This is a genomic window from Streptomyces sp. ISL-100 (assembly GCF_018614615.1).
Classification (GTDB): domain Bacteria; phylum Actinomycetota; class Actinomycetes; order Streptomycetales; family Streptomycetaceae; genus Streptomyces.
The window spans coordinates 84301-100007 of the sequence record NZ_JAGGOK010000024.1 but is presented as its reverse complement, the minus strand read 5'-3'; the positions used below and the strand labels follow the sequence as shown (position 1 = coordinate 100007).

Below are 15707 nucleotides of genomic sequence, written 5' to 3'. Positions count from 1 at the left end.
AGCGTGCTCGCCCGGCGGCGCAGGTCCTATCCCCGTTCACCGCCGGACCTCTCTCTTGGGAGCACCCTTGAGTACAACCACCCCCCTACGCACCCGCTTCAGAACCAGAGCGGCAGCCGGTCTCACCGCGCTGATCGTCCCGCTCGCCGCCATGGTCGGCCTGGCCTCCCCCGCGCAGGCCGCCGCGTCGGCCACCGCCTCGTACACCAAGGTCTCCGACTGGGGCACCGGCTTCGAGGGCAAGTGGACGGTGAAGAACACCGGTACCACCACCCTCAGCACCTGGACCGTGGAGTGGGACTTCCCCGCCGGTACGTCCGTCACCTCCGCCTGGGACGCCGACGTCACCAACTCGGGCAACCACTGGACCGCCAAGAACAAGAGCTGGGGCGGCAACCTCGCGCCCGGCGCCAGCGCGTCCTTCGGCTTCAACGGCACCGGCACCGGCTCGCCCAGCGGCTGCAAGCTCAATGGCGGTTCGTGCGACGGCGGTTCGGTGCCCGGTGACACTCCGCCGACCGCACCCGGCACGCCTTCCGCGAGCACCATCACCGACACGTCGGTGAAGTTGTCGTGGACCGCCGCCACTGACGACAAGGGCGTCAAGAACTACGACGTGCTGCGCGACGGCGCCAAGGTCGCGACGGTGACCGCGACGACGTACACGGACAGCGGGCTGACCGCCGGCACCGACTACTCGTACTCCGTCCAGGCCCGTGACACCGCCGACCAGACGGGCCCGGTCAGCGGCGCCCGCGCTGTCAGGACCACCGGCGGCGGCACCGACCCGGGGCCCGGCCCCGGCGACCAGGTCAAGCTTGGGTACTTCACCGAGTGGGGCATCTACGGACGCAACTACCACGTGAAGAACCTGGACACCTCCGGCTCGGCCGGCAAGATCACGCACATCAACTACTCGTTCGGCAACGTCCAGGGTGGCAAGTGCACCATGGGCGACAGCTTCGCCGCGATAGACAAGGCCTACACCGCCGACCAGAGCGTCGACGGCAAGGCCGACACCTGGGACCAGCCGCTGCGCGGCAACTTCAACCAGCTGCGCAAGCTCAAGGCGAAGTACCCGAACCTCAAGGTGCTGTGGTCGTTCGGCGGCTGGACCTGGTCCGGCGGCTTCACCGAGGCCGTCAAGAACCCGGCCGCGTTCGCCGACTCCTGCTACAAGCTGGTGGAGGACCCGCGCTGGGCCGACGTCTTCGACGGCATCGACCTGGACTGGGAGTACCCGAACGCCTGCGGCCTGTCCTGTGACACCAGCGGCCCGGCCGCGTTCAGGACCATGATGCAGGCCATGCGCGGCAAGTTCGGTACGAACAACCTGGTCACCGCCGCCATCACGGCCGACGCCTCGGCCGGTGGCAAGATCGACGCCACCGACTACGCCGGAGCGGCCGCGTACTCCGACTGGTACAACGTGATGACGTACGACTTCTTCGGCGCCTGGGCGGCCAAGGGCCCGACGGCCCCGCACTCCCCGCTGACCTCGTACGCCGGCATCCCGCAGGCCGGCTTCAACTCGGCCGAGGCCATCGCCAAGCTCAAGGCCAAGGGCGTCCCCGCCAAGAAGCTGCTGCTCGGCATCGGCTTCTACGGGCGCGGCTGGACGGGCGTGACCCAGAAGGAGCCGGGCGGCACGGCGACCGGCGCCGCCACCGGTACGTACGAGTCCGGCATCGAGGACTACAAGGTCCTCAAGACCAAGTGTCCCGCCAACGGTACGGTCGCGGGCACGGCGTACGCCCACTGCGGCACCGACTGGTGGAGCTACGACACCCCGGCCACCATCGGCTCCAAGATGAGCTGGGCGAAGGGGCAGGGCCTGGGAGGCGCGTTCTTCTGGGAGTTCAGCGGTGACACCGCCAATGGCGAGCTGGTGACCGCGATCAACAACGGTCTGAAGTAGCACCGCAGTAGTAAAGATTCGCAGCAATAAGGCTTGAAACAGTCGGGGGGACGGGTCCATGACCCGTCCCCCCGACTACTTTTTCCGCGTCTACGCCACGTTGACGCGCTGACCGGGAGGCGCGGCCTCCAGCCAGGCGAGGAAACCGGTGAGAGCGTCCTCGCTCATCGCCAGCTCCAGCCGCGTACCGCGGTGCGAGCAGCCGAGGATGCAGGCGTCGGACAGCAGCGCCAGCTCCTCCTCGCCCTCGGGGGAACGGCGCGAGAGCACCTCGATCGCCGAGCGTTCAAGGGTGCGGCGCGGACGGGGGGCGTACGAGAAGACGCGGAACCAGTCGATGCGGTCACCGCTGTAGCGGGCGACGCCGTACACCCACCCCTTGCCGGAGCGGTCGGGCTCCTCGGGGATGTTCCAGCGCAGACTGCAGTCGAAGGTGCCGCCGGAGCGCTGGATCAGCCGCCGGCGCAGCCCGAAGACGAAGAGTCCCACCAGTACCAGCGCGACTACCGAGCCGCTCACGAGCAGAGCGAGGAACATCTCCACCGACCTCCTCGCGTCATCTCGTCCAGTACCGGCAACAAAACAGAACTTTCCAGATGTATCGCCTCAGCCGCGACCCGCCCTGGAGTATCCAGTACGGGCCGCGGCTGAGGTCAAAACTCGTTGTCGCGGGACTCAGTGTCCCGCAACCGCGCTCAGTCGGACGGCGGCGCGGCGCTCGGCGGCGGCATCCGCCTCCGACTTCGCCCGCTCCAGCGCCCGCTCGGCACGCGCGGGGTCGATCTCGTCCGCCAGCTCAGCGATCTCCGCGAGCAGAGACAGCTTGTTGTCGGCGAAAGAGATGAAACCGCCGTGCACAGCGGCGACGACAGTGCCGCCGTCGCTCGTACGGATCGTCACCGGGCCCGACTCCAGCACACCCAGCAGCGGCTGGTGACCGGGCATGACGCCGATGTCGCCGGACGTGGTGCGCGCGACGACCAGGGAGGCCTCGCCGGACCAGACGTTACGGTCCGCCGCGACCAGCTCGACGTGCAGCTCAGCAGCCAAGGTGGCTCCTCGGGTCACCACCCGGCGGTTGTGCCGGGTGTTGGGTCAATTCTAGGGGGCGTACGGAGAGGGGCGGGACGCACCCGCCCCTCTCCCACGAGTCGCGTGAGTCACTTACGTGATTCACGCGGCTCACTTCGTTCAGGAGACGCCGAGCTCCTTGGCGTTGGCCTTGAGGTCCTCAATGCCACCGCACATGAAGAACGCCTGCTCGGGGAAGTGGTCGTACTCGCCGTCGCAGATCGAGTTGAACGCGGCGATCGACTCGTCGAGCGGCACGTCCGAACCGTCCAGGCCGGTGAACTGCTTGGCGGCGTGGGTGTTCTGCGACAGGAAGCGCTCGACGCGACGGGCGCGGTGGACAACAAGCTTGTCCTCTTCGCCCAGCTCGTCGATACCGAGGATCGCGATGATGTCCTGGAGGTCCTTGTACTTCTGCAGGATTCCCTTGACGCGGCTGGCCGCGTCGTAGTGGTCCTGCGTGATGTAGCGCGGGTCCAGGATGCGGGACGTCGAGTCCAGCGGGTCGACCGCCGGGTAGATGCCCTTCTCCGAGATCGGACGCGACAGAACGGTCGTCGCGTCCAGGTGGGCGAAGGTGGTCGCCGGCGCCGGGTCGGTCAGGTCGTCCGCGGGGACGTAGATCGCCTGCATCGAGGTGATCGAGTGACCACGCGTCGAGGTGATGCGCTCCTGGAGCACACCCATCTCGTCAGCCAGGGTCGGCTGGTAACCCACTGCGGACGGCATACGGCCGAGCAGCGTGGAGACCTCGGAACCGGCCTGGGTGAAGCGGAAGATGTTGTCGATGAAGAGCAGCACGTCCTGCTTCTGCACATCGCGGAAGTACTCCGCCATGGTCAGGGCGGACAGGGCGACGCGAAGACGCGTGCCCGGCGGCTCGTCCATCTGGCCGAAGACCAGCGCGGTCTTGTCCAGAACACCCGAGTCCGTCATCTCGTCGATGAGGTCGTTGCCCTCACGGGTGCGCTCACCGACACCGGCGAACACGGAAACACCCTCGTGCAGCTTCGCCACACGCATGATCATTTCCTGGATGAGGACCGTCTTGCCGACGCCCGCACCACCGAACAGACCGATCTTTCCACCCTTGACGTACGGGGTGAGAAGGTCGACGACCTTCAGGCCGGTCTCGAACATCTCGGTCTTGGACTCGAGCTGGTCGAAGGCCGGGGCCTTGCGGTGGATCGGCCAGCGCTCAGTGATCTGAGCCTCGGCCTCCGGGTCGTTCAGGATCTGACCAAGGGTGTTGAACACCTTGCCCTTGGTGATGTCACCGACCGGCACCATGATGCCCGCGCCCGTGTCGGTCACCGGGGCCTGGCGGACCAGACCGTCGGTGGGCTGCATCGAGATCGCGCGGACGACGCCCTCACCGAGGTGCTGGGCGACCTCGAGGGTGAGCAGCTTGCGCGCACCCTCCTCGGCCGGGTCGTCGACCGATACGTGCAGTGCGTTGTAGATCTCCGGCATCGCGTCGACGGGGAACTCCACGTCGACGACCGGGCCGATGACCCGGGCGACGCGGCCCGTGGCGGCGGCCGTCTCAACAGTGGTCGTCATTACTTGTCACTCCCCGCGGTCGCGTCGGCCAGAGCGCTGGCGCCACCGACGATCTCGCTGATTTCCTGGGTGATTTCGGCCTGGCGGGCCGCGTTGGCAAGCCGGGAGAGGCTCTTGATGAGATCCCCGGCGTTGTCGGTCGCCGACTTCATCGCACGACGGCGGGCGGCGTGCTCGGAAGCGGCGGCCTGCAGCAGTGCGTTGTAGATACGGCTCTCGACGTAGCGCGGCAGAAGGGCGTCGAGGACGTCCTCAGCCGACGGCTCGAAGTCGAACAGCGGAAGGATCTCGCCCTTCTTGCTGCTCTCGTCCGCTACCTCGTCGAGCGAGAGCGGCAGCATCCGGTTCTCCACCGGGTTCTGCGTCATCATCGACACGAATTCCGTGAAGACGATGTGCAGCTCGTCGACACCGCCCTCGGCCGTCTCCGTCTGGATGGCCTCGATCAGCGGTGCGGCGATGTTCTTGGCATCCCCGTACGACGGGCTGTCGGTGAAGCCGGTCCACGACTCCGCGACCTTGCGCTCGCGGAAGTTGTAGTAGGCGACACCCTTGCGGCCGACGAGGTACGTGTCGACCTCCTTGCCCTCGGCGGCGAGGCGCTCACGAAGCCGCTCTGCCGCCTTGATGGCGTTGGAGGAGTAGCCGCCGGCCAGACCGCGGTCGCTCGTGATGAGCAGAACCGCGGCGCGGGTCGGCGCCTCGACCTCGGTGGTCAGGGGGTGCTTGGTGGTGGAGCCGGTCGCCACCGCGGTCACCGCACGGGTGAGCTCGGTCGCGTACGGCATCGATGCCGCCACCCTGCGCTGCGCCTTGACGATGCGCGAGGCGGCGATCATCTCCATCGCCTTGGTGATCTTCTTGGTCGCGGTGACGGCTTGGATGCGACGCTTGTAGACCCGGAGCTGCGCTCCCATGAGTCAGGTCCCTTCCGTCGTCACTTGGAGACGTTGACGGCCGGCGCGTCCTCGCCCAGGAGCTGCCCGTCCGAGGTCTCGAACTGCCGCTTGAAGGCCGCGATGGCATCGCCGACGGACTGCAGCGTGTCGTCCGACATCTTGCCGCCCTCGGCGATCGAGGTGAGGAGGTCCTTGCGCTCGCGGCGCAGGTACTCCAGCAGCTCGGCCTCGAAGCGACGGATGTCCTCGACCGGTACGTCGTCCATCTTGCCGGTGGTGCCGGCCCAGATGGAGACAACCTGCTCCTGGATCGGGAACGGCGCGTACTGCGGCTGCTTCAGCAGCTCGACCATGCGCTTACCGCGCTCCAGCGACGCCTTGGAGGCCGCGTCCAGGTCGGAACCGAAGGCGGCGAACGCCTCCAGCTCACGGTACTGGGCGAGGTCCACGCGCAGTCGGCCGGAAACCTGCTTCATGGCCTTGTGCTGGGCGGAGCCACCGACACGCGAGACCGAGATACCGACGTTCAGCGCCGGGCGCTGGCCCGCGTTGAACAGGTCGGACTCCAGGAAGCACTGGCCGTCGGTGATGGAGATGACGTTGGTCGGGATGAACGCCGAAACGTCGTTCGCCCTGGTCTCGACGATCGGAAGACCGGTCATCGAGCCCGCGCCCATGTCGTCCGACAGCTTCGCGCAGCGCTCGAGCAGACGCGAGTGCAGGTAGAAGACGTCGCCCGGGTAGGCCTCACGGCCCGGCGGACGGCGCAGCAGCAGCGAAACCGAGCGGTAGGCGTCGGCCTGCTTCGACAGGTCGTCGAAGATGATCAGGACGTGCTTGCCGGCGTACATCCAGTGCTGGCCGATGGCCGAACCGGTGTACGGCGCCAGGTACTTGAAGCCGGCCGGGTCAGAAGCCGGGGCGGCGACGATCGTCGTGTACTCGAGCGCGCCCGCCTCCTCCAGCGCACCGCGAACGGACGCGATGGTGGAGCCCTTCTGGCCGATGGCGACGTAGATGCAGCGAACCTGCTTGTTCACGTCACCCGAGCGCCAGTTGTCGCGCTGGTTGATGATCGTGTCGACAGCCAGAGCGGTCTTGCCGGTCTGACGGTCACCAATGATCAGCTGACGCTGGCCACGGCCGATCGGCACCATCGCGTCGACGGCCTTGTAGCCGGTCTGCATCGGCTCGTGGACCGACTTGCGGACCATGACACCGGGGGCCTGCAGCTCGAGGGCGCGACGGCTTTCGGTCGCGATCTCGCCGAGACCGTCGATCGGGTTGCCGAGCGGGTCGACGACGCGGCCGAGGTAACCCTCGCCGACGCCGACGGAGAGCACCTCACCGGTGCGCTGCACCGGCTGGCCCTCCTCGATACCGCTGAACTCGCCGAGGACGATCGCACCGATCTCCCGCTCCTCAAGGTTGAGGGCGAGACCGAGGGTGCCGTCCTCGAACTTCAGCAGCTCGTTCGCCATGGCCGAGGGAAGACCCTCGACCTTCGCGATGCCGTCGCCGGCAACGCTTACCGTTCCGACCTCCTCGCGCGAGGCCGCGTCCGGCTGGTACGACTGGACAAAGTTCTCCAGCGCGTCCCGGATCTCCTCCGGCCGGATCGTGAGCTCCGCCATCTGGGTTCCCTGCTCTCCTTGTTGGGCCCGAAGTTCTTGGGGGTCTGGGGGCCGTCCCCCAGGAATCTTCTGCAATCTCTGCACGGCCCAACCGGGCCGCTAGTGATACGTGTTCAGTTGCTGGCTGGTCAGCCGGCCATGCGGCGGGTCGCCTCTTCGAGACGGTCCGCGATGGTCCCGTTGATGACCTCTTCACCGACCTGTACCTGAATCCCGCCGAGGACCTCGGGGTCCACTTCGAGGTTCAGGTGCATCTGGCGCCCGTACAGCTTCGCCAGTGCGGCGCCGAGGCGCTGCTTCTGCTGGTCGGTGAGCGGCACCGCCGTGGTGACGACGGCGACCATACGGTCCCGGCGCGCCGCGGCGATCTTGGACAGGGTCTCGAGTCCCGCCTCCAGGCTACGTCCACGCGGCTGAACCACGAGACGCACCACAAGACGCTCGGTGACCTGCTGGGCCTTGCCGCCGAGCAGGCTGCGCAGCAGCTCGCTCTTGGCGGACGCCGAAGCCGACTTGTCGGTCAGCGCGGACCGCAGCCCGGTGGCGGACGCGACGATCCGGCCGAACCGGAACACCTCGTCCTCCACGTCGTCGAGTACGCCGGCCTGCTGCGCCGCGGTGAGGTCGGCGGTGGCCGACAGCTCCTCGATCGCGTCGACCAGGTCACGCGACCGCGACCAGCGGGAGCGGACCATGCCGGAGACCAGGTCGGCGGCTTCGCCACCCACCTGACCGCTCAGCAGTCGCGCGGCCAGGTCGGCCTTGGCCGATCCGGCCTGCGCCGGGTCGGTCAGGACCCGACGCAGCGACACCTCGCGGTCGAGCAGCGCGGTGACGGCGGCCAGGTCGCCAGCGAGCTTCGCAGCGTCGACCGACGTGTTGTCGGTCAGCGCGTCGAGACGCTCACGTGCGGCGGCCAGTGCCTCGCGGCTCGCTCCGTTCATCGGGCAGCCTCGGCCTTCTCCTCGAGCTCGCTGAGGAAACGGTCGATGGTGCGGCTCTGCCGGGCGTGGTCCTCGAGGGACTCGCCGACGAGCTTGCCGGCCAGGTCGGTGGCGAGCTTGCCCACGTCCTGACGCAGCGACTGTGCGGCCTGCTTGCGGTCCGCCTCGATCTGGGCGTGGCCTGCGGCGATGATTTCCTCGCGCTGGCGCTGACCCTCTGCCCGAAGTTCTTCCTTCAGGACAGTGCCCTGTTCCAGCGCCTCCTGGCGCAGGCGGGCGGCCTCGTGGCGGGCCTCGGCGAGCTGAGCCTTGTACTGCTCAAGCACGCTCTGGGCCTCGGTCTGAGCTGCATCGGCCTTCTCGATGCCGCCCTCGATCGCCTCGCGACGCTCATCCAGGACCTTGTTGATGGCCGGGAGGAGCTTCTTCGCGAGGAAGAAGAAGACGACGGCGAAGGCGAGCAGCCCGACGACGAACTCTGGACCGGGCGGAACGAGGGGATTCTGCTCCTCGGTCGCCGCCAATACCAGCGCGTTCACATCAATGCCTTTCGTCGAAAAGAGCTGTTCGTAGCGATACGTCAGCTGCCGTAGACGAACGGCATGACGATGCCGATCAGGGCGAGCGCCTCACAGAAGGCGAAGCCGAGGATCTGGTTGGCGCGGATCAGGCCGGCAGCCTCGGGCTGGCGGGCCAGGGCCTGGGTGCCGTTACCGAAGATGATGCCGACGCCGACGCCGGGGCCGATGGCGGCGAGACCGTAGCCGATGGAGCCGAGGGCCTTGAGGTCGCCGGACACGGCGGCGAGGTTCGTGAGAGCAGCGGACATGCCGGTTCTTCCTTCTCTTTCACGGACCGGTGGGGGTTGGCCACCGGACATCTATGGGGTGGGTAGGGCAGGCACTCAGTGGTGCTTGGCGAGCGCGCCCTGGATGTAGGTGCAGGCGAGGAGCACGAAGACGTACGCCTGCACAAGCTGCACGAAGAGCTCGAAGATGATCATGACCATGGTCATGACGAACGAGACACCGGCGGCCGGGATCATCCAGCTGTTCAGCAGGTACCAGCTGGAGACGGTGAACATCACCAGCAGGAGGTGACCGGCGAACATGTTCGCGAACAGTCGGACCATGTGCGTGAACGGCCGGACGAGGACGTTCGAGAAGAACTCGATGACGACGACGAGCGGCAGTACCGCGCCGAGCGACTTGTCGTAACCGGAGACATTCTTCAGTCCGCCGACGAAACCGTGCTTGCGGAAAGTCAGCGACATCCAGAGCACGTAAACGATGAGCGCCAGCGCGGCCGGGAAGGCAATGATCGAGCTCACTGGGAACTGCATGAGCGGAACGATCGACCAGATGTTGATGATCCAGATGAAGAAGAACAGTGACACCATCAGCGGCACGTACTTCTCACCGTCCCTCTTACCGAGGGTCTCGTAGACGATGCCGCGGCGTACGAAGTCGTAGCCCGCCTCGCCCATCATCTGAAGCTTGCCCGGCACGAGCTTGGGCTTGCTGAACGCCGCCCAGAAGAAGCCGACGACCAGGGCGGTCGAAATCAGCGCCAGAAGCATCGGCTTGTTGAACTCGTAGCCACCGACGGTGAACATCGGCTTGAAGAGAAAGGAGTGCAGGCCCGGGGCCGGGAATCCACAGCCGTTGTCGGCGAGGATGCGGCAGCTCCAATCGAAGGCGAGCGTCGTCTTTTCAGCACTCACCGCGGGCTCCTTCAGCGTGGCGCATAGGTACGGCAACCTCGTTGTGTCGGCGCGGCAAGCGGCCGCGGTTCGGCACTGGACTGGTGTAACGGATGTGGGGGCGGCTGTCAGGCATTGAGCCTCGCGATGGAACAGGCGTCAGCTCGGATGCCCGCGCCCGCAGTGCCGCAGTTGGCACCGGACGATAGCAGGATCTCGAACGCGCCTTTATACCGGCCCTACCCTTCACGACGATGACCCCGAGTCTCCGGGCTTCTTCGCCTCGGAGGATTCCGGTTCGACGTAAAGAATCTTGGCCTTCATGTGCGCACGTGCCTGAGCGGCAATCCACACAAGGGTCGTCGCGACCAATGTGATGGCAAACGCCTTGGGGTTGAACAGGGTGGTGTCCTTGAACAGCGCCACGAAGATGAACAGCAGCAGCAGCTGGGCGGTGTAGAGCATCAGCCCCATCGCCTGGAAAAGCTGCGGCAGCGACTTCGCGGTCCGCTGGAGTACGACGAGTCCCACCCCCATGAAGAGGATCACAACCAGCGTCGCGACAACGGCTCCGAGCGCTCCCTCGCCGCCCGCGACCACAGCGCTGACGGCGGCGGCGATCGCGCCGGCGACAGCGGTGGGTACGGCGGTCTGGAGGAGACTCCGGACGTCGTTGGACGGCATGGCGGCAGCTCCGCTTGCTTGGTGGGGGCAGATAGGTGTCGTCATGGACGAGCGTAAGCCGGGACCGAGGTGGCACCTCACGGCCAAAAGGCCGTCGCACTACGGCCCTTCGGCTCTGTCGCCGGGTCTCGTGAACGGTATCACAAACTATTTGATGAGGTCTTTACCAAGAGGTGTGCCAACTGTCACACATGAGAGTGACAGCGCCCGTCTGTGCACGACAACTCGGCGCTTTGTCTGCTATTGGGACCCAGCGCGGCAAATCGTCAGCGAGACGTTCCGGCCTTACGCCGCTCGGGGAAGCGCGAACGGGGCCCGATGGCGGTCGCCCCGTTGACGCCCGCCGGGACCGGGGTGCGCTCCTGCGGCTCCTCCACCGCCCCGGAGACCTCAGCCGCCTCCTGCGTCTCGTACGCCGCGGAGGAGAATGCCCTGCTGCTCCGGCGGTAGCGCGGCGGAATGAAGGACTCCGCCCAGCGCGGGGCGCGCGGTGTGAAGCGCGGGAGGAGCAGCAGCACCAGGCCGACCGCGCTCAGCGCGACGATGCCGAGCAGGATCCACATGCTCGCCGAGTGCACGGAGTACGCGACGGCGCCGAAGGCGATGAGGGCCGACCAGAAGTACATGATCAGCACGGCCCGGCTGTGCGAGTGGCCGATTTCCAGCAGTCGGTGGTGCAGGTGGCCCCGGTCCGCCGCGAACGGCGACTTGCCCTGCCAGGTACGCCGCACGATGGCCAGCAGCAGGTCCGCGACCGGAATCGCGATGATCGTCAGCGGCAGCAGCAGCGGGATGAACACCGGCAGCATCGCGTGCGTGACCTCGCGCTGGCTTCCCGTGAAGAGCCCGAGCCGGTCCGGGTCCACCTGGCCGGTGATCGAGACGGCGCCCGCCGCCATCACCAGGCCGATGAGCATGGATCCCGAATCTCCCATGAAGATGCGCGCCGGATGCATGTTGTGTGGCAGAAAGCCGAGGCACATGCCCAACAGGATGGCGGCGATAAGGGTGGCCGGAGCGGCCTCCTCGATGCCGTATCCGTACCAGAGCCGATACGCGTACATGAAGAACGCCGCGGAGGCGATGCACACCATGCCGGAGGCCAGGCCGTCCAGGCCGTCCACGAAGTTCACCGCGTTGATGGTGATGACGACGAGCGCGACCGTGAGCAGATTGCCCTGCCAGGCGGTCACCGAGACCGGGCCGACGCCGGGCACCGGCAGCCACAGGATCGTCAGCCCCTGCATGACCATCACGCCGGCGGCGATGAACTGGCCGCCCAGCTTGATGAGCGCGTCGATCTCGAACTTGTCGTCCAGTACGCCGATGAGCCAGATCACGGCGGCGCCCGAGAGCAGCGCCCGCGGCTCGTTCGACAAATCGAAGACACTGCTGAGGTTCTGCAGGTGGTCCGCGACCAGCAGCCCGGCGCACAGACCGCCGAACATCGCGATGCCACCGAGCCGCGGTGTCGGCTCCCGGTGTACGTCGCGAGCACGGATCTCCGGCATCGCGCCGGTCGCGATGGCGAACTTCCGCACCGGTCCGGTCAGCAGGTAAGTCACCGCCGCCGTGACACAGAGCGTCAGCAGATATTCACGCACGGGCTGCCCCACAGGTATCGACGGCCATCTCAGCCCCACACCCTAGCTTCGCGGCCACATGCTTCAGGACATTCGGGTATCCGCAGATGGTTGCACGACCCGCTCTCAGGCGGGATACGGCGGAAAAACAGCGGCCAGATCGCGTACTTCCGCTGCCGCCTCCCTGCCGTCCCCCCGCAAAGCCAGTGAGAAAAGCTCCGCGATACGCGCCATCTCGGCCTCGCCCATCCCCTGGGTGGTGACGGCCGCGGTGCCGAGGCGGATGCCGCGCTCGTCGCCGTACGGAAGAGCGCAGCAGTCCAGCACCAGGCCGGACGCCGCCAGCCGGCCGCGTGCCGTGCGGCCCTCCACACCCAGCGGGGCCGGGTCCGCGGTGATCAGGTGGGTGTCCGTACCGCCGGTGGTGACGGCGAAACCCTGCGCCGCAAGGCCGTCGGCGAGTGCGCGCGCGTTGGTGACGACCTGATGGGCGTACGTCGAGAATGCGGGGGTCGCCGCCTCACCGAACGCGACCGCCTTGGCGGCCACCGAGTGCATCTGGGCGCCGCCCTGGGTGAAGGGGAAAACCGCGCGGTCGATGCGCTGGGCGAGCTCCTCGCCGCACAGCAGCATTCCGCCGCGCGGGCCGCGCAGCACCTTGTGGGTGGTGGCGCAGACGACATCGGCGTACGGGACCGGATTGGGCGCCGCTCCCCCGGCGACCAGGCCGATGGGGTGCGCGGCATCCGCGATGAGGTACGCGCCGGCCTCGTCGGCGATCTCGCGGAACTGGGCGTAGTCCGGGTGCCTGGGGTAGGCGATCGAGCCGACGACGATGGCCCTGGGGCGGTGCGTACGGGCGAGGAGGCGCACCTGGTCGTAGTCGATCAGGCCGGTGTCGGGGTCGACGCCGTACCCGATGAAGTCGAACCAGCGGCCGGAGAAATTGGCCGGGGAACCATGGGTGAGGTGTCCCCCGTACGGGAGCCCCATGGCGAGCACGGTGTCACCGGGACGCAGCAGGGCGGCGTACGCGGCGAGGACGGCGGCGGAGCCGGAGTGCGGCTGGACGTTGGCGTGGTCGGCCCCGAAAAGGCTCGTGGCGCGCTCGATCGCGATGCGCTCGGCGACGTCGACCAGCTCGCAGCCGCCGTGGTGGCGGGCGCCGGGGTAGCCCTCGGCGTACTTGTTGGCGAGCGGGGAGCCGAGGGCCGCCAGGACGGCGGGCGAGGTGAAGTTCTCGGCCGCGATCAGCTGGAGGCCGGTGGCTTCGCGTTGGAGTTCACCGAGGATGACGTCGGCGATCTCCGGGTCTTGACGGCGGAGCTCGTCGAACCCCTTCCCGAGGGGCGCGTGCTCCTGCTGAACGGGTGCGGCGGTGACCGGCATGGCTGGCTCCGGGCCTGGCGAAGGGGTGCGGCCCCTCCAATGTAGGCCGGGCCAGGCCGCTCCGCCCGCCGTACGCCACAGCGGGGTGGGGAAAGGAAAAGCCCACTCAGCCCGTGCGGGCCGGCATCCCCGTCAGGGCGGTGACGACCGGGTCCAGCGCCGTGTTGATCTCGTCGCCGATCGACCGGAAGAAAGTGATGGGCGCGCCGTACGGGTCGTACACCTCGTCCGCCTCGACGCTCGGAGCCAACAGCCACCCCCGAAGCGCCGCCGCCGCCCGCACCAGCGCCCGCGCACGCTCGACCACGCCGTCCTGAAGGGGGTCAGGCAGAGTCGCCGGGTCTATGGCCCGTACCAGCCGCGTGAACTCCTTCAGCGTGAAGGTGCGCAGACCCGCCGAATGGCCCATGGAGATGACCTGCGCGCGGTGGTCCCGCGTCGCCGTCAGGACAAGATCCGCGCGGATCACGTGCTCGTCGAGCAGCTCACGCCCGGTGAACCCCGCCGCGTCCGCGCCGAAGTCCGCGAGCACCGCGGCGGCATTGGCCTCCATGGGCGCGCCTTCGTGCCCCCACGTGCCCGCGCTCTCCACCACGAGGCCACGCGTCAAAGGGTCGCCCAGCCGGTCGATGAGGCCATGGCGGGTCAGCCGCTCGGTGATCGGCGAGCGGCAGACGTTGCCGGTGCTGACGTGGAGGATACGGAAGGTGTCGCTGGTGCTGCCTTCGGCTATGCCACGCCCGTCAAGGGCGGTCAACTGGCCACCTCGAGGTCGGGTACGACCTTGCGCAGCTCCTCGGCGGACAGCGCGCCGGCTCGCAGCAGGACCGGGACCTTGCCCGTGACGTCGACGATCGACGACGGGACGATGCCGGGCGTCGGCCCGCCGTCGAGGTACACGGACACCGAGTCGCCGAGCATCTCCTGCGCGGCGTCACAGTCCTCGGGCGCCGGGTGTCCCGTGAGGTTGGCGCTGGAGACGGCCATCGGGCCGAACTCGGTCAGCAGCTCGATCGCGACCGGGTGCAGCGGCATACGGACGGCGACCGTGCCACGCGTCTCGCCCAGGTCCCACTGGAGGGACGGCTGGTGGCGGGCAACGAGCGTCAGAGCTCCCGGCCAGAACGCGTCGACAAGCTCCCACGCCTGCTCGGAGAAGTCCGTGACCAGGCCGTGCAGGGTGTTCGGCGAGCCGATGAGGACCGGCGTGGGCATGTTCCGGCCACGGCCCTTGGCCTCCAGAAGGTCGCCGACGGCCTCGGCGCTGAAGGCGTCGGCCCCGATGCCGTAGACGGTGTCGGTCGGCAGGACGACCAGCTCGCCACGACGGACGGCGGCCGCGGCTTCGCGAAGACCGGTCTTGCGGTCGGTCGCGTCGTTGCAGTCGTATCGCCGTGCCATTTAACGGGCCTCCTCGTGCGGGAACTGGTTTTTGCGGCCGGCGGTCACGGCATGGCCTTGCGGGCGGTCGCGAAGCGGGGCCGGTTGTTCAGGTCGGGGTGGTCGGCCGCGTCGGCCCAGCCACGCTCCTCGGTGAAGATCCACGGCACCTGGCCGCCCTGGGTGTCGGCGTGCTCGATGACGACGACGCCGCCGGGCCGCAGCAGCCGGTGGGCGGTGCGCTCGATGTGACGGATCAGGTCGAGGCCGTCCTCGCCGGAGAAGAGGGCCATCTGCGGGTCGTGGTCGCGGGCCTCGGGAGCGACGTACTCCCACTCGGTGAGCGGGATGTACGGCGGGTTGGAGACGACCAGATCCACCTGCCCGTCGAGCTCCGGGAGCGCGTCTTTGGCGTCGCCCTGGTGGATCGTGACGCGCGAGCCCGCGGCGTTCTTGCGGGTCCACTTGATGGCGTCGTCGGACAGCTCCACGCCGTGCACGCGCGAGCGCGGCACCTCCTGCGCCATGGCGAGCGCGATGGCGCCCGATCCCGTGCACAGGTCGACGATGAGCGGCTCGACGACGTCCATGGCCCGTACGGCGTCTATCGCCCAGCCGACGACCGACTCGGTCTCCGGTCGCGGTACGAAGACGCCTGGGCCCACCTGGAGCTCCAGGAAGCGGAAGAAGGCGCGTCCGGTGATGTGCTGCAGCGGCTCGCGGGCCTCGCGGCGCGCGACGGTCTCCCAGTAGCGCGCGTCGAAGTCGGCGTCCTTGACGTTGTGCAGCTCTCCCCGCTTGACGCCGTGCACGAACGCGGCGAGCTCCTCCGCGTCGAACCGCGGTGAGGGCACGCCGGCGTCGGCCAGCCGCTGGGTGGCCTGAGCCACCTCGGCGAGCAGCAGATTCATCCCGGTCCTCCGACTTGCAGGGGGCTTAC

Annotated in this window: 16 protein-coding genes; 1 reads left to right on the top strand and 15 read right to left on the bottom strand. The window is 68.0% G+C overall.

Annotation, left to right across the window (positions count from 1 at the left end):
• Positions 1 to 67: 67 nt before the first annotated feature.
• Positions 68 to 1918: a glycoside hydrolase family 18 chitinase gene (locus J7E89_RS10960; protein WP_251060369.1), complete on the top strand. Its 1851-nt coding sequence runs from the start codon at positions 68 to 70 to the stop codon at positions 1916 to 1918.
• A gap of 90 nt (positions 1919 to 2008) precedes the next feature.
• On the opposite strand, the gene J7E89_RS10955 is transcribed toward J7E89_RS10960, so the two are convergent.
• The 15 genes from J7E89_RS10955 to prmC all read right to left on the bottom strand — a co-directional run bounded on the left by J7E89_RS10955 (position 2009) and on the right by prmC (position 15678).
• Complete coding sequence (locus J7E89_RS10955) at positions 2009 to 2455, bottom strand: DUF2550 domain-containing protein (RefSeq protein ID WP_214971977.1); 447 nt, start codon at positions 2453 to 2455, stop codon at positions 2009 to 2011.
• A gap of 138 nt (positions 2456 to 2593) precedes the next feature.
• Complete coding sequence (locus J7E89_RS10950) at positions 2594 to 2968, bottom strand: F0F1 ATP synthase subunit epsilon (protein WP_214971974.1); 375 nt, start codon at positions 2966 to 2968, stop codon at positions 2594 to 2596.
• 141 nt (positions 2969 to 3109) lie between these two features.
• Positions 3110 to 4552 (bottom strand): F0F1 ATP synthase subunit beta, encoded by a 1443-nt coding sequence (gene atpD, locus J7E89_RS10945; RefSeq protein ID WP_214971971.1) that lies wholly within the window; start codon positions 4550 to 4552, stop codon positions 3110 to 3112.
• Positions 4552 to 5469, bottom strand: a complete 918-nt coding sequence (locus J7E89_RS10940) for a F0F1 ATP synthase subunit gamma (protein ID WP_214971968.1) — start codon at positions 5467 to 5469, stop codon at positions 4552 to 4554. The genes atpD and J7E89_RS10940 overlap by 1 nt, the downstream gene beginning before the upstream one ends.
• Positions 5470 to 5489: 20 nt before the next feature.
• The gene (gene atpA / locus J7E89_RS10935; RefSeq protein WP_214971965.1) at positions 5490 to 7085 is read right to left on the bottom strand and encodes a F0F1 ATP synthase subunit alpha; all 1596 of its coding nucleotides are present in this window, start codon (positions 7083 to 7085) and stop codon (positions 5490 to 5492) included.
• Between the two features lie 128 nt (positions 7086 to 7213).
• On the bottom strand, positions 7214 to 8029 hold the full coding sequence (locus tag J7E89_RS10930) for a F0F1 ATP synthase subunit delta (RefSeq protein WP_214971962.1): 816 nt from the start codon (positions 8027 to 8029) through the stop codon (positions 7214 to 7216).
• Complete coding sequence (locus J7E89_RS10925) at positions 8026 to 8568, bottom strand: F0F1 ATP synthase subunit B (protein WP_028813210.1); 543 nt, start codon at positions 8566 to 8568, stop codon at positions 8026 to 8028. Before J7E89_RS10925 ends, J7E89_RS10930 begins: the two co-directional genes overlap by 4 nt.
• 41 nt (positions 8569 to 8609) lie before the next feature.
• Positions 8610 to 8858 (bottom strand): hypothetical protein, encoded by a 249-nt coding sequence (locus tag J7E89_RS10920; RefSeq protein WP_070343060.1) that lies wholly within the window; start codon positions 8856 to 8858, stop codon positions 8610 to 8612.
• Positions 8859 to 8933: 75 nt separating this feature from the next.
• Entirely contained in the window at positions 8934 to 9752 is an 819-nt protein-coding gene (gene atpB, locus J7E89_RS10915; protein ID WP_214971959.1) for a F0F1 ATP synthase subunit A, read from the bottom strand.
• Positions 9753 to 9977: 225 nt separating this feature from the next.
• Entirely contained in the window at positions 9978 to 10415 is a 438-nt protein-coding gene (locus J7E89_RS10910) for a hypothetical protein (protein WP_214971956.1), read from the bottom strand.
• A gap of 266 nt (positions 10416 to 10681) precedes the next feature.
• On the bottom strand, positions 10682 to 12019 hold the full coding sequence (locus J7E89_RS10905) for an MraY family glycosyltransferase (RefSeq protein ID WP_214971953.1): 1338 nt from the start codon (positions 12017 to 12019) through the stop codon (positions 10682 to 10684).
• Between the two features lie 105 nt (positions 12020 to 12124).
• Entirely contained in the window at positions 12125 to 13387 is a 1263-nt protein-coding gene (glyA, locus tag J7E89_RS10900) for a serine hydroxymethyltransferase (protein ID WP_214971951.1), read from the bottom strand.
• 106 nt (positions 13388 to 13493) lie between these two features.
• Complete coding sequence (locus J7E89_RS10895) at positions 13494 to 14144, bottom strand: protein-tyrosine-phosphatase (RefSeq protein WP_214971949.1); 651 nt, start codon at positions 14142 to 14144, stop codon at positions 13494 to 13496.
• Positions 14141 to 14788 carry an L-threonylcarbamoyladenylate synthase gene (locus J7E89_RS10890; protein ID WP_214971947.1) on the bottom strand — a complete coding sequence of 216 codons (648 nt, stop codon included), beginning with the start codon at positions 14786 to 14788 and terminating at the stop codon, positions 14141 to 14143. Before J7E89_RS10890 ends, J7E89_RS10895 begins: the two co-directional genes overlap by 4 nt.
• A 44-nt stretch (positions 14789 to 14832) precedes the next feature.
• Complete coding sequence (gene prmC, locus J7E89_RS10885; RefSeq protein WP_214971945.1) at positions 14833 to 15678, bottom strand: peptide chain release factor N(5)-glutamine methyltransferase; 846 nt, start codon at positions 15676 to 15678, stop codon at positions 14833 to 14835.
• Positions 15679 to 15707: the final 29 nt, after the last annotated feature.